Here is a 13,900-nt window from a genome sequence, read left to right as displayed (position 1 = left end):
GGCGGGACACGCCGTGAATCCGTCCCTGGAGGCTCATGTCGCGCCATCCATGGCGCTCATGGTCCCGACAACCCACCCGCCCCGTCCCGCTCACAGTTTCAAGGTGGTTCTGGTAAAGCCGCCGAGCAGTGCCAGGCAAGGCGCGCCCGACTCACAGTGTCAGAGTTCCAACGCGAGCAGCGTAGCCAAGCTCGACACAGTCGACGTTCCGCGCAGTGCGCTTGGAGTAATTCGGGCAACGCAGCCGAGCAACGCTCGGCACAGCAGCGTGCACCTGACGCATCGGATCATCGTTGAGGAAAAAGGAGCCACGCATGGCGTGGCTCTACCGCTTTTGCCATGCGCACCGCCGCATTGTGGGTGGGTCGGCCTGGGTGGGTTGGCGGGACCATGAGCCGCATGGATGCGGCGACATGAGCCTCCATGGACGGATTCACGGCGTGTCCCGCAAACCCACCCAGGGCGGCCCACTACCCGCAGCCCCAAAGCGCCCTGCTTTACGCCCTGCTGTGCTCTGCGCTTCTGCCGACCAACGGTCGGCACTACGGAGCACGAGAGAATCAGTACCCCGCCGCCTGCCCATCCTTGCGGCTTTCCGACGCCCCGTAATACACGCCCGACTCGGGATCACGCAGGATCGCCTGATACCCACCGTACGGACCATCCGCGAACACCACCCGGTGGCCCTTGCGCATCAACGCACGCACCGTCTCGTACGGGAAGCCGGTTTCCAGATTCACCTCGCCGCCATCGCTCATCGCCGTCGCCTGCCCGGTCGGCTCGGTCGAGCCCTCGTGCTGGATGCGCGGCGCATCACCGGCTTCCTGCAGGTTCATCCCGAAGTCGACCATGTTCATCACGATCTGCGCATGGCCCTGCGGCTGCATCGCGCCCCCCATCACCCCGAAGCTCATCCACGGCTTGCCGTCCTTGGTGACGAAGCCCGGAATGATGGTCTGGAACGGGCGCTTGCCCGGCGCATACCCGTTGGGATGATCCTTGCGCAGCACGAACATCTCGCCGCGGTCCTGCAGGATGAACCCCAGGCCCGGAGGCGCCATACCGCTGCCCATGCCGCGGTAGTTGGACTGGATCAGCGAGACCATCATGCCGTCGGCATCAGCTACCGTCATGTAGATCGTGTCGCCTTCCTGCAGCTGCTTGGGCGTACCCGGCTGCACTTCACTCAGGGCCTTGTCCATCGAGATCAGCTTGCGGCGCTCAGCGGCGTAGCCCTTGGAAATCAACCGGTCGACCGGGGCCGGGTGGAACGCTGGATCGGTGTAGAAGCGCGCGCGGTCGGCGAAGGCCAACTTCTTGGCTTCCACGAACAGGTGCACGTGTTCGGGCGATCCGAAGGGGATCTTCGAGAAATCGTAGCCCTCCAGCACGTTGAGGATCTGCAGCGCGGCGATGCCCTGGCTGTTCGGCGGCAGTTCCCATACGTCATAGCCACGGTAGTTGCTGCTGACCGGTTCAACCCATTCGCCGTGATGGCTGGCCATGTCGTCATAGCTCAGGTAGCCACCGTTGGCCTTGAAGTAGGTGCCGATGGTGCGGGCGATCTCGCCTTTGTAGAAGGCATCGCGGCCGCCCTGGGCGATCTGCTCCAGCGTGTGGGCCAGGTTCGGGTTCTTCCACATCTCGCCCTTGCGCGGGGCATGGCCGTTGATCGTGAACTGCTCGGTGAAACCGGGGTACTTGGACAGCCGCGGGACCGAGCGGTCCCAGTAGTAGGCGATGACCTCGGCGACCGGGTGGCCCTCGCGGGCGTAGCGGATGGCGGGCGCGAGGTTGTCGGCCATCGGCTTGCGGCCGAAGCGGTCGTGCAGGGCGAACCAGCCATCCACCGCGCCGGGCACCGAGACCGGCAGCGGGCCGGTGGCCGGAATTTCCTTCAGGCCCCGCCGCTGGAACTCGGCCAGGGTCAGCGACTTGGGCGAGCGGCCCGAGCCGTTGTAGCCATACAACTTCTGCGTCCCGGGGTCCCACACGATGGCGAACAGATCACCGCCGACACCATTGCCGGTCGGCTCCATCAAACCGAGGGCGGCATTGGCCGCGATCGCGGCATCCACCGCCGAACCACCGGACTTCATCACGTCCAGGGCGATCTGGGTGGCCAGGGGCTGGGAGGTGGCGGCCATCGCGTGCGGGGCGATCACCTCTGAGCGGGTGGCGAAGGTGTGGCCGGTGATCCGGTCAGCGGCGATGGCGGCGGCGGGCAGCGAACACAGGATGGCGGCGGCGAGCAGGCCGCGGGCAAGGCGTGAGGACACGGGGTGGTTCCTGAGGGTGGTAGCGAGCTGATGGTGGCGGCAGAGGCCGCCGGAGCACATCCCACTATGGTCATGCACCTCCCGCAAATCCGACGCGAATCCGACGCGAATCCGCGCAATCGCGCCCTGCAAAATGCTGAATTCCAGTTCATCGGAACGCTTTCAGCCGCAACCATCCTTGTACGGCGGGGCCTTGCGGTGGATGCAGGCGAAACCGATGGAAATTGTGCTTCCAGGGTTGACACCGCCAAAACCCGTGTGGTTTTCTCGATCTCATGTTGCAGCGCACAGCCACCCGCGAATCCATCGAGCACGCCGACCACGGCGCGGCCTCCATCCATTCGCTTCTCGTCCTCGTACTTATTACCCAACCAACAGGTGCGGGACGGACCGGCGTGTAAGCAAGACTGCCAGGTATCCATCAAAACCCGCACCCGACCAGGTGCGGGTTTTTTCGTTTCAGAACCCTTCGATTTCCCTCCTCCCCTCCGAGTTGCCTTCCACCATGACCCGCCAGCCCACCTCGAGCCAGCCAATGCCCACCGCCCCCACGGCGGGTGCGTTCGCGTGTGGTCGCGGCCAGGCCGGCGCCACCCCTTCCCCTGATGGGCCGACGCGTCGCTGACCGTCGGCCCTCTTTTTTCTTGCCTCCAAAGGACCTCCCCCATGAGCACCAACGACCTGCCCCAGATCAAGATCGCTGTTGTCGGCTACGGCAGCCAGGGCCGCGCGCACGCGCTGAATCTGCGTGAATCCGGTTTCGATGTCGTCGTCGGGCTGCGCCCGGGCGGTCCGACCGAGGTCAAGGCTCAGGCCGACGGCTTCACCGTCAAAGCCCCGGCCGAGGCGGTGAAGGATGCCGATCTGGTCGCCGTGCTGACCCCGGACATGGTGCAGAAGAAGCTCTACGAAGACGTGCTCGCGCCGAACATGAAACAGGGCGCTGTGCTGCTGTTCGCGCACGGTCTGAACGTGCATTTCGACATGATCAAACCGCGCGAGGATCTGGACGTGGTGCTGGTCGCGCCGAAGGGCCCGGGTGCGCTGGTCCGTCGCGAGTATGAAATCGGCCGCGGCGTGCCGTGCATCTGGGCGGTCTACCAGGACAAGAGCGGCAAGGCCGCCGAGTTCGCCCTGGCCTACGCCGGTGGCTTGGGTGGCGCGCGCGCCAACCTGATCCAGACCACCTTCAAGGAAGAGACTGAAACCGATCTGTTCGGCGAGCAGGCCGTGCTGTGCGGTGGCGCTTCGGCACTGGTGCAGGCCGGTTTCGAAACCCTGGTCGAAGCCGGCTACCAGCCGGAAATCGCCTACTACGAAGTACTGCACGAACTGAAGCTGATCGTGGACCTGTTCTACGAAGGCGGCATCACCCGCATGCTGGAATTCATCTCCGAAACCGCGCAGTACGGCGACTACGTCAGCGGCCCGCGTGTGATCGACGCCGGCACCAAGGCGCGCATGAAGGACGTACTGACCGATATCCAGAACGGGACCTTCACCAAGAACTGGGTGGCCGAGTACGAAGCGGGCCTGCCGAACTACAACAAGTTCAAGCAGGCCGACCTGGAGCACCCGATCGAGAAGGTAGGCAAAGAACTGCGCGCCAAGATGGTCTGGTTGCAAAGTCAAGCCGCGTAAACGCGCGGCTCCCCCACCCGCTTTCGTAAAGGTCACCGCATGAATACCTCCGCACACAGCACCGCGCCCCGCAACGGCGCACGCTGGTTGACGCAGGCCCTGGAAGCCGAGGGCGTGCATACGCTGTTCGGCTATCCGGGCGGCACCATCATGCCGTTCTATGACGCCCTGGTGGACTCCGGGCTGAAGCACATCCTGGTCCGCCACGAACAGGGCGCGGCCCTGGCCGCCAACGGCTTCGCCCGTGCCAGCGGCCGGGTCGGCGTCTGCGTCGCCACCTCCGGCCCGGGCGCCTCCAACCTGGTCACCGGCATCGCCGATGCGATGCTGGATTCGGTGCCGATGGTCTGCATCACCGGCCAGGTCGCCACCCCGCTGCTGGGCACCGACGCGTTCCAGGAACTGGACGTGTTCGGGCTGACCCTGCCGATCGTCAAACACAGCTGGCTGGTGCGCTCGGTCGATGACCTGCCGCAGGTGGTCGCCGATGCGTTCCGTATCGCCCGCGAGGGTCGCCCGGGCCCGGTGCTGATCGATCTGCCCAAGGACGTGCAGGTGGCCGATGCGTCGCACCTGCCGGAGCACGTGCCGTCCACGGTGGTCGCACCGCCTGCCCCCAATGACGACGCCATCGCGCAGACCATCGCCGCCATCGCCGGCGCCGAGAAGCCGGTGATCTATGCCGGGGGTGGCGTGGCGCTGGGCGATGCGGTGGAGGACTTCCGTGCCTTCGTCGAGGCGACCCGTATTCCGACCGTGCTGACCCTGCGCGGCCTGGGTGCGCTGCCGCCCCAGCATCCCCACTACCTGGGCATGCTGGGCATGCACGGCACCCGCGCGGCCAACATGGCCGTGCAGGAAAGCGATCTGCTGGTGGTGGTCGGGGCGCGTTTCGATGACCGCGCGACCGGCAAGTTGAACGAGTTCGCCCCGTTTGCGCGCGTCGTGCATATCGATGCCGATGCGTACGAGATCTCCAAGCTGCGCACCGCCGATATCGCGGTGCCCGGCAATGTCGGTACGGCGCTGCGCGCACTGACCGCCGCGGCCACCGCCCCGGCCACGCAGGAGGCCTGGGCCAAACGCTGCCAGGGCCATCGTGAACGCTTCGCCCCGCGCTACGACGCACCGGGCAAGCACATCTACGCCCCGGCGCTGCTGAAGCGCCTGAGCGAGCTGGCGCCGAGCGACGCCATCATCGCCTGCGATGTCGGCCAGCATCAGATGTGGGTCGCCCAGCATTGCCGCTTCACCCATCCGCGCAACCACCTGACCAGCGGCGCGCTGGGCACCATGGGCTTCGGCCTGCCCGCGGCGATGGGGGCGCAGTTCGCCTGCCCCGACCGCACTGTGGTGCTGGTCTCCGGCGATGGCAGTTTCATGATGAACGTGCAGGAGCTGGTCACCATCGCCCGCTGCCGCCTGCCGGTGAAGATCGTGCTGCTGGACAACAGCTCGCTGGGCATGGTCCGCCAGTGGCAGGAGCTGTTCTTCGCCGAGCGCTACAGCGAGATCGATCTGTCCGACAACCCGGACTTCGCCGCGCTGGCGCAGGTGTTCGGCATTCCAGCCACGCGCATCGAAGCACGTGACGATGTCGAAGGTGGCCTGGCCGCGATGCTGGCCCAGCCCGGCCCGGCGCTGCTGCACGTGGCCATCGATGCGCGTGCCAACGTGTGGCCGCTGGTGCCGCCCAACAACGCCAACAGCACGATGCTGGAAAGCAACCCCGCTCATCAGTCCCAGGAGTTCCCCAATGCAATACCGGCTTGACCTGGTGCTGACCCCGGCCGAAGGCGCGCTGCTGCGCGTGATCGGCATGGCCGAACGCCGCGGCTTCGCACCGCGCGCGATCGCCGGTGCGCCCAATGCCGCCGACGACGGTCGCTGGCACCTGCAGCTGGTGGTCGATTCCACCCGCCCGCCGGAAACCCTGCGCCGCCAGATCGAGAAGATCTACGACTGTGTGTCGGTGCGCATCAGCGCACTGGAGCCCGGTACTGGAGTATCCGCATGAACGCCCGCACCGTTGCATCGGTGCCGGTACGGAGGTGTCTTCTCGGTCGTACGTCGCAGCGTGCGCCGTGGCAGCGCGCGTCGCTCCGGAACGATCACCATGGCCGGGTGCGTGATGCCGGCTAGCCGTACCCCGCAGGAACCGGACGTAGGCGACGTAAGCGTCGCCGATGTGCTGGCCGCGCAGGCACGGCTGCGCCGCTTCCTGCCGCCCACGCCGCTGCATTACGCCGAGCGTTTCGGCGTGTGGCTGAAGCTGGAGAACCTGCAGCGCACCGGCTCCTACAAGGTGCGCGGTGCATTGAACGCCCTGCTGGCCGGGCGTGAGCGCGGCGACGACCGCCCGGTCATCTGCGCCTCGGCCGGCAACCACGCCCAGGGCGTGGCGTGGGCCGCCTACCGCTTGAACATCCCCGCCATCACGGTGATGCCGCACGGTGCACCGGCCACCAAGATCGCCGGGGTCGCCCACTGGGGCGCCACCGTACGCCAGCACGGTGAGAGCTACGACGAGGCCTACGCCTTCGCCCGTGCCCTGGCCGACCAGCACGGCTACCGCTTCCTGTCCGCCTTCGACGACCCGGACGTGATCGCCGGCCAGGGCACCCTGGGCATTGAGCTGGCCCCGCATGCGCCGGACGTGGTGATCGTGCCGATCGGCGGCGGTGGCCTGGCCTCCGGCGTCGCGCTGGCGCTGAAATCGCAGGGCGTGCGCATCGTCGGTGCACAGGTGGAGGGCGTCGATTCGATGGCCCGCGCCATCCGCGGCGACGTGCGAGAGATCGCCCCCGTCGCCACGCTGGCCGACGGCGTCAAGGTGAAGATTCCCGGTTTCCTGACCCGCAAGCTGTGCAGCGCACTGCTGGACGATGTGGTGATCGTGCGTGAAGCCGAGCTGCGCGAGACGCTGGTGCGGCTGGCGCTGGAAGAGCACGTCATCGCCGAAGGTGCCGGCGCGCTGGCCCTGGCCGCCGGTCGCCGCGTCGCCGGCAAGCGCAAGTGCGCGGTGGTCTCCGGCGGCAACATCGATGCGCTGGTCCTGGCCCAGCTGCTGGCCGACATCCGTCCCCGCCCCCCGCGCAAACCGCGCCGCCGCGCCAGCGAGCGAACACGCCCGCCCCTACCAACCGTGCTCGCGACATCCCCGATTTCCGCTTCGATTCCTACCTCTGCCATCCCATCCGACCTTGCCGTCGAGGAGACCTCCTGGTGACCATGCCCAACTCCCCCCGAATCAGAATTTTCGACACCACCCTGCGCGACGGCGAGCAATCGCCCGGCTGCAGCATGAGCCCGCAGCAGAAGCTGGTGATGGCCCGCGCACTGGACGAACTGGGCGTGGATGTCATGGAAACCGGCTTCCCGGCCAGCTCCCAGTCCGACCGCGAAGCGATGGCGATGATCGCCCGCGAAGTGCGCCGCCCGACCCTGGCGGTACTGTCGCGCTGCCTGGCCGCCGATATCGAAACCTCGGCCAAGGCGCTGGAGGCAGCGGCGAACCCGCGCCTGCATGTGTTCCTGTCGACCAGCCCGCTGCACCGCGAGCACAAGCTGCGCATGAGCCGCGAACAGGTGCTGGAGTCGGTGCACAAGCACGTCAGCCTGGCCCGAAGCTACGTGGGCGATGTGGAGTTCTCCGCTGAAGATGCCACGCGGACCGAGGAAGACTTCCTGATCGAGGTCGCCCGCGTGGCCGTGGCCGCCGGCGCTACCACCATCAACCTGCCCGACACCGTGGGCTTCACCACGCCGGAAGAGATCCGCGGCATGTTCCAGCGCGTGATCGCCGGCGTGCCGGACAGCGACCGCATCATCTTCAGCGCGCACTGCCACAACGATCTGGGCCTGGCCGTGGCCAACTCGCTGGCTGCCATCGAAGGCGGTGCGCGTCAGGTCGAATGCACCGTCAACGGGATCGGCGAGCGCGCGGGCAACTGCTCGCTGGAAGAAATCGCGATGGTGCTGAAGGTCCGCAACGCCTTCTACGACGAAGACACGCGCATCAACACCCCGCGCATCGTGGCCACCTCGCAGCTGCTGCAGCGCCTGGTCGGCATGCCGGTCCAGCGCAACAAGGCGATCGTCGGCGCCAACGCCTTCGCCCACGAGTCGGGCATCCACCAGCACGGCATGCTGCGCCACCGCGGCACCTACGAAATCATGCGCCCGGAAGATGTGGGCTGGGAGTCCTCGCAGATGGTGCTGGGCCGCCACAGTGGCCGCGCCGCGGTCGACCAGCGCCTGCGTGCGCTGGGCTTCTGGCTGGAAGAAGAGGAACTGAAGCTGGTCTTCGAGCAGTTCAAGGCGCTGTGCGAGCAGCAGCGCGTGGTCACCGACGCCGACCTGCAGGCGCTGATGCAGGGCAGTGCCACCCAGAATGGCTACCGCCTGGCTTCGATGACGATCAGCGATGTCGGCAGCCGCGCCAATGCGCTGGTCGAGCTGTCCGATCCGGAAGGCAACCGTGTGGCCGAGACGGCGCAGGGCGATGGCCCGGTCGATGCGCTGTTCGGCGCATTGTCGGCCGCCACCGGCGTGCAGTTGATGCTGGACAGCTACCACGTGCACAGTGTGGGCATCGGCGCCGATGCGCGCGGCGAAGCCAACCTGAGCGTGCGCCACGAGGGTGTGGAGTACGAAGGCACCGGCACCAGCCGCGACATCATCGAAGCCTCCGCACTGGCGTGGCTGGAGGTGGCCAACCGTCTGCTGCGCCAGCGCAACGCGACGGCCGAGCAGCCTGCGGCCACCGCCGCGGCCTGAGCCCCCACTACGTACCCCGAACTGCAGCAAGGCCAGTCCATGACCCCAGCTCCCCGCACCCTGTACGACAAACTGTGGGATGCCCACGTCGTCGTTCCCGAGACCGACAGCGCGCCCGCCGTGCTGTACATCGACCTGCACCTGATCCACGAAGTGACCTCGCCGCAGGCCTTCACCGAACTGCGCGAGCGCGGCCTCTCCCCGCGCCGGCCGGACCGGACCAAGGCCACGATGGATCACTCCACCCCCACCCTGCCGGCCGGCGCCGACGGCAAGCTGCCCTACGCCAGCGCCGCCTCCGAAGCCCAGGTAGCGATGCTGGCTGACAACTGCGCCGCGCATGGCATCGAACTGTTCGACCTGCAGTCGGCCAGCCGCGGCATCGTGCACGTGATCGCCCCCGAGCAGGGCTTCACCCAGCCAGGCATGACCATCGTCTGTGGCGACAGCCACACCTCCACGCATGGTGCATTTGGCGCGCTGGCCTTCGGTATCGGCACCAGCGAGGTCGGCCATGTGCTGGCGACGCAGTGCCTGCTGCAGCGTAAAGCCAAAACGATGGCGATCACCGTGGATGGCGCGCTGGCCCAGGGTGTCGGCGCCAAAGATGTGGTCCTGCACATCATCGGCGTGATCGGCGTCAACGGCGGTACCGGCCATGTGCTGGAGTTCCGTGGCAGCGCGATCGAAGCGATGGACATGGAGCAGCGCATGACGTTGTGCAACATGTCCATCGAAGCCGGGGCACGTGCCGGCATGGTCGCTCCCGACCAGATCACCTTCGACTGGGTGGCCGCCACCCCGCGTGGGCCCAAGGGCGCCGACTTCGATGCTGCCGTGGCCGCGTGGTCGCCGCTGCGCAGCGATGAAGGTGCGCGCTTCGATGTCGAGGTCCACATCGATGCCGCCGACATCCGGCCGACCCTGACCTGGGGCACCCATCCCGGCACCGCCATCGCCGTGGACCAGCCGATTCCGGCGGCCAACGATGCCGCCGCGCAGAAGGGCCTGGACTACATGCACTTCCACGCCGGGCAGACCCTGGCCGGCACCCCGGTGGATGTGGTCTTCGTCGGCTCCTGCACCAACGGCCGCCTGAGCGACATGCGCGAAGTGGCGCAGGTACTCCAAGGCCGCCGCGTCGCCCCGAGCGTGCGCATGCTGGTGGTGCCGGGCTCGGAAATCGTCAAGCGCCAGGCCGAAGCCGAAGGCATCGATGTGGTGGTGCGCGCGGCCGGTGCCGAATGGCGCGAGCCGGGCTGCTCGATGTGCATCGCCATGAACGGTGATCTGGTCGCGCCGGGGCAACTGGCGGTCAGCACCAGCAACCGCAATTTCGAAGGCCGCCAAGGCCCCGGTTCACGGACCCTGCTGGCCTCGCCGATGACGGCCGCCTGGGCCGCGGTGAACGGCCGCGTGGCCGACCCACGCGAACTGTATGCCACGCTGGAGGTGGCCTGATGAGCGGCTTCCGTACCCTGACCTCGACCAGCGTGGTGCTGCGCGAGACCAACATCGACACCGACCAGATCATTCCGGCGCGCTTTCTGTCCACCACCGAGCGCGTCGGCCTGGGCAAGCACGCGTTCAATGATTGGCGCTGGCAGAGCGAGGGCGTGCCGAACCCGGCGTTCGCCTTCAACCAGCCGCACAACGCCGGCCGCAGCATCCTGCTGGCCGGCCGCAACTTCGGCTGCGGCTCCTCGCGTGAGCATGCGCCGTGGGCCCTGACCGACCTGGGCCTGCGCGCCATCGTCAGCAGCGAGATCGCCGATATCTTCCGCGGCAACTCGCTGAAGAACGGCCTGCTGCCGATCGTGCTGGACGAAGCCGATGTGCAGACGCTGATGCAGCGCCCGGATGACGAATTGACCATCGATGTGGCCGCGCGCGAACTGCGCACCCCCGATGGGCGCGTGTATGCCTTCCCGCTGGACGGCTTCTCACAGACCTGCCTGCTGGAAGGCGTGGACCAATTGGGGTATCTGTTGGGCCGTACCCCTGACATTGAACGTTACGAGAGTGAACATGCACGCTGAGATTGTCGTATTGCCGGGTGATGGCATTGGTCCGGAAGTCGCCGCCGCCGCCGTGGCGGTGCTGGAGGCCGTCGCCACCCGTTTCGGGCACACCTTCGGGTTCCAGGAGCACGACATCGGTGGCATCGCCATCGATCGCCACGGCGAGCCGCTGCCGGCCACCACACTGGAGGCCTGCCGCAAGGCAGACGCCATCCTGCTCGGCGCGGTCGGCGGCCCGAAGTGGTCCGACCCGAACGCCAAGGTCCGCCCCGAACAGGGCCTGCTGGAGATCCGCAAGGCGCTGGGGCTGTACGCCAACCTGCGCCCGGTGCGCACGCACGCGGCCGCGCTCGGCGCCTCGCCGATCAAGGCCGAACTGCTGGAAGGCGTGGACTTCGTCGTCGTGCGCGAACTGACCGGCGGCATCTATTTCGGTGAGAAGACCCGCACCGCCGATAGCGCCAGCGACCTGTGCAGCTACAGCGTGGGCGAGATCGAGCGCGTCATGCGCACCGCGTTCCGGCTGGCGCATACCCGCCGCGGCAAGGTCACCTCGGTGGACAAGGCCAACGTGCTGGAGACCTCGCGCCTGTGGCGTGATGTCGCTGCGCGGATCGGCCGCGAGGAATTCCCGGACATCGCCTTGGAGCACCAGCTGGTCGATTCGATGGCCATGCATCTGCTGGCCAAGCCGCGCGAGTACGACGTGATCGTGACCGAGAACATGTTCGGCGACATCCTCACCGACGAAGCCTCGATGCTGGCCGGTTCGCTCGGCCTGCTGCCCTCGGCGTCGCTGGGCGAACCCGGCGCAGTGGGCATCTACGAGCCCATCCACGGCTCGGCGCCGGATATCGCGGGCAAGGGCATTGCCAATCCGTATGCCACGATCTTCAGCGCGGCGATGCTGCTGCGGCATTCACTGGGGCTGGACGACGAGGCTGCTACGGTCGAGGCAGCGGTGTATGCCGTGCTGGATGACGGCGTGTTCACCGCCGATCTCGCCGCCAAGGGTTTGGCGGTGAGTACCGCCGCAGCGACCGACGCGGTCCTTGCCAAGCTGCAATGATCGCAAAGGACGCGGCCTGAGGGCCGCGTTCCTGTTTTTACATCCCGCACGGCCTCCCTGTCCCGTCGGTCACGCCGCTGCCAGCGGCTGGCCCCCAACAAGGAAAGCCCTTGAATCATCGTTCCTCTGCCGACTTTCTCAACCACGTCACCCAGCGCGATCCGCATCAGCCGGAATTCCTGCAGGCCGTCAAAGAAGTGATCCAGAGCCTGTGGCCGTTCCTGGAGCGCAACCCCCGCTACCTGGAACAAGGCCTGCTGGAGCGGCTGGTGGAGCCGGAGCGGGTGATCCAGTTCCGCGTGGCCTGGGCCGATGACGCCGGCAAGACCCATGTGAACCGCGGCTGGCGCGTGCAGCACAGTTCGGCAATCGGTCCGTTCAAGGGCGGCATGCGCTTCCATCCGTCGGTGAACCAGTCGATCCTGAAGTTCCTCGCGTTCGAGCAGACCCTGAAGAACGCGCTGACGACCCTGCCGATGGGCGGTGGCAAGGGCGGCGCGGATTTCAATCCCAAAGGCCGCAGCGACGCCGAAGTGATGCGCTTCTGCCAGGCCTTGATGCTGGAGCTCCATCGTCACCTTGGTGCCGATACGGATGTGCCGGCCGGTGATATCGGGGTCGGCGCACGTGAGGTCGGCTACATGACCGGCATGATGAAGAAGATCACCAACGACGCCTCCTGCGTGTTCACCGGCAAAGGCCTGTCCTACGGTGGCAGCCTGATGCGCCCGGAGGCGACCGGCTTCGGTACGGTCTACTTCGTCGAGCAGATGCTGCACCATGCCCGCCGCGATACCGATGGCGCGAAGGTGCTGATTTCCGGCGCTGGCAACGTCGCCCAGCATGCCGCGATCAAGGCCATCGAGCTGGGCGCCAAAGTGCTCACGCTCTCCGATTCCGGCGGCACGCTGTACGCCCGTGATGGCTTCGATGACGCGGCGCTGCAGGAGGTGGTGGAACTGCGCAACGAGCGCCGCGGCTGCCTGTCCGAACTGGCCGATGACACACGCTTCGAGTACCTCGACGGCAAGCGCCCGTGGCACATCCCGGCCGAGATCGCCCTGCCCTGTGCCACCCAGAACGAACTGGACGAAGACGATGCCCGCGCCCTGGTCGACAACGGGGTGCTGTGCGTGGCCGAAGGCGCCAACATGCCCTCCACGCTGGAGGCGGTGGAGGTCTTCCTCGAGGCCGGCACCCTGTACGCACCGGGCAAGGCCAGCAACGCCGGCGGCGTGGCCACCTCGGGGCTGGAAATGAGCCAGAACGCGCAGCGGCTGTCGTGGCATCACGCCGATGTCGACGAGCGCCTGCACGGGATCATGAAGGACATCCACGCCAACTGCGTGCGCCACGGCAAGCGTGCCGACGGCAGCGTGAACTACGTGGATGGGGCCAATATCGCCGGCTTCGTGAAAGTGGCCGATGCGATGCTGGCGCAGGGCGTTTACTGAGGGCAGACCGGTGAAGCGGCGCAGCGGTGTTCATCCGCTGCCCCCCTGCCGTATTTGCCGCCGCAGCGGTCAGTCCGCCGAGCGGACCTCGCTCGTCATGCACCCAGCCAGCACGGCGCCGCCGTCGGTGGGTATCACGCTGAAGGCCTGCACGCGCGTGTATCCGGAGGACGCCTCCCGGGATGCTTCGCGCATCCAATACCCTTCCGCCTGGCGATCCGCCGCGCCCAGGCCAGTGGCATCGAGCACCGCCTTCAGTGGCGCATCGCCCATGTCGGCTGCGAGATAGCCGCCATACGCGAGGACGAGCAACGTCGCAGACAAGCCCTTCAACGCCACCGGCTGCTCCAGGGTGATGACCATGACCGGTATCTCCTGGCCATCGGCAAGGTACTCATGCTCGGCCACCGCGCGGACATTGTCCGGCCATGCCAGCGGCGACAGTTCCGACACACGCTCCCACAGGTTGGCGATGCGCTGCATGGCAGCGTCGTCAGCCCGACACTCGAGCGCGGCGCCGATATCACTGGCCGCAGCCGTCTCACGCAATCGGGGTGGAACACGCGCCTCGCGCATCGGACCGGGGTAGTCACATCCCACCCGATAGCCCTCACCGTCGCTGCTCACCACGATGGCGCCCGGCGATGACGCATCGCC

The 13,900-nt window shown here is 67.2% G+C and carries 11 protein-coding genes; 9 read left to right on the top strand and 2 right to left on the bottom strand.

Annotation, left to right across the window (positions count from 1 at the left end):
* Positions 1-560 precede the first annotated feature (560 nt).
* A complete protein-coding gene (gene ggt, locus ACE026_RS19295) occupies positions 561-2,279 on the bottom strand; it encodes a gamma-glutamyltransferase (RefSeq protein ID WP_486040457.1) in 1,719 nt (572 codons plus the stop codon).
* 666 nt (positions 2,280-2,945) lie between these two features.
* Between ggt and ilvC the strand changes: the two genes are divergently transcribed.
* The 9 genes from ilvC (at position 2,946) to gdhA (ending at position 13,243) form a co-directional block, all read left to right on the top strand.
* Positions 2,946-3,920: a ketol-acid reductoisomerase gene (gene ilvC, locus ACE026_RS19290; RefSeq protein WP_070473592.1), complete on the top strand. Its 975-nt coding sequence runs from the start codon at positions 2,946-2,948 to the stop codon at positions 3,918-3,920.
* Positions 3,921-3,959: 39 nt separating this feature from the next.
* Complete coding sequence (gene ilvG, locus ACE026_RS19285) at positions 3,960-5,693, top strand: acetolactate synthase 2 catalytic subunit (RefSeq protein ID WP_486040456.1); 1,734 nt, start codon at positions 3,960-3,962, stop codon at positions 5,691-5,693.
* Positions 5,677-5,937: an ACT domain-containing protein gene (locus tag ACE026_RS19280; protein ID WP_070473596.1), complete on the top strand. Its 261-nt coding sequence runs from the start codon at positions 5,677-5,679 to the stop codon at positions 5,935-5,937. Before ilvG ends, ACE026_RS19280 begins: the two co-directional genes overlap by 17 nt.
* Before the next feature lie 114 nt (positions 5,938-6,051).
* On the top strand, positions 6,052-7,149 hold the full coding sequence (locus ACE026_RS19275; RefSeq protein ID WP_486040609.1) for a threonine dehydratase: 1,098 nt from the start codon (positions 6,052-6,054) through the stop codon (positions 7,147-7,149).
* A gap of 2 nt (positions 7,150-7,151) precedes the next feature.
* Positions 7,152-8,699 carry a 2-isopropylmalate synthase gene (locus ACE026_RS19270; RefSeq protein ID WP_486040455.1) on the top strand — a complete coding sequence of 516 codons (1,548 nt, stop codon included), beginning with the start codon at positions 7,152-7,154 and terminating at the stop codon, positions 8,697-8,699.
* Positions 8,700-8,738: 39 nt separating this feature from the next.
* Positions 8,739-10,160 (top strand): 3-isopropylmalate dehydratase large subunit, encoded by a 1,422-nt coding sequence (gene leuC, locus ACE026_RS19265; protein ID WP_486040454.1) that lies wholly within the window; start codon positions 8,739-8,741, stop codon positions 10,158-10,160.
* Positions 10,160-10,738 (top strand): 3-isopropylmalate dehydratase small subunit, encoded by a 579-nt coding sequence (gene leuD / locus ACE026_RS19260; RefSeq protein WP_123730256.1) that lies wholly within the window; start codon positions 10,160-10,162, stop codon positions 10,736-10,738. The genes leuC and leuD overlap by 1 nt, the downstream gene beginning before the upstream one ends.
* Entirely contained in the window at positions 10,728-11,789 is a 1,062-nt protein-coding gene (gene leuB / locus ACE026_RS19255; RefSeq protein ID WP_486040453.1) for a 3-isopropylmalate dehydrogenase, read from the top strand. Before leuD ends, leuB begins: the two co-directional genes overlap by 11 nt.
* A gap of 110 nt (positions 11,790-11,899) precedes the next feature.
* Positions 11,900-13,243, top strand: a complete 1,344-nt coding sequence (gene gdhA / locus ACE026_RS19250) for an NADP-specific glutamate dehydrogenase (protein WP_486040452.1) — start codon at positions 11,900-11,902, stop codon at positions 13,241-13,243.
* Positions 13,244-13,312: 69 nt separating this feature from the next.
* Here the strand turns inward: gdhA and ACE026_RS19245 are convergent.
* Positions 13,313-13,900, bottom strand: a 588-nt coding sequence (locus ACE026_RS19245; RefSeq protein WP_486040451.1) for a hypothetical protein, incomplete at its 5' end; no start/stop codon positions are given.

The organism is Stenotrophomonas sp. AGC87 (genome assembly GCF_057333975.1).
Note: the sequence above shows the minus strand (reverse complement) of the source record. Positions and strands in the feature narration are given on the sequence as shown.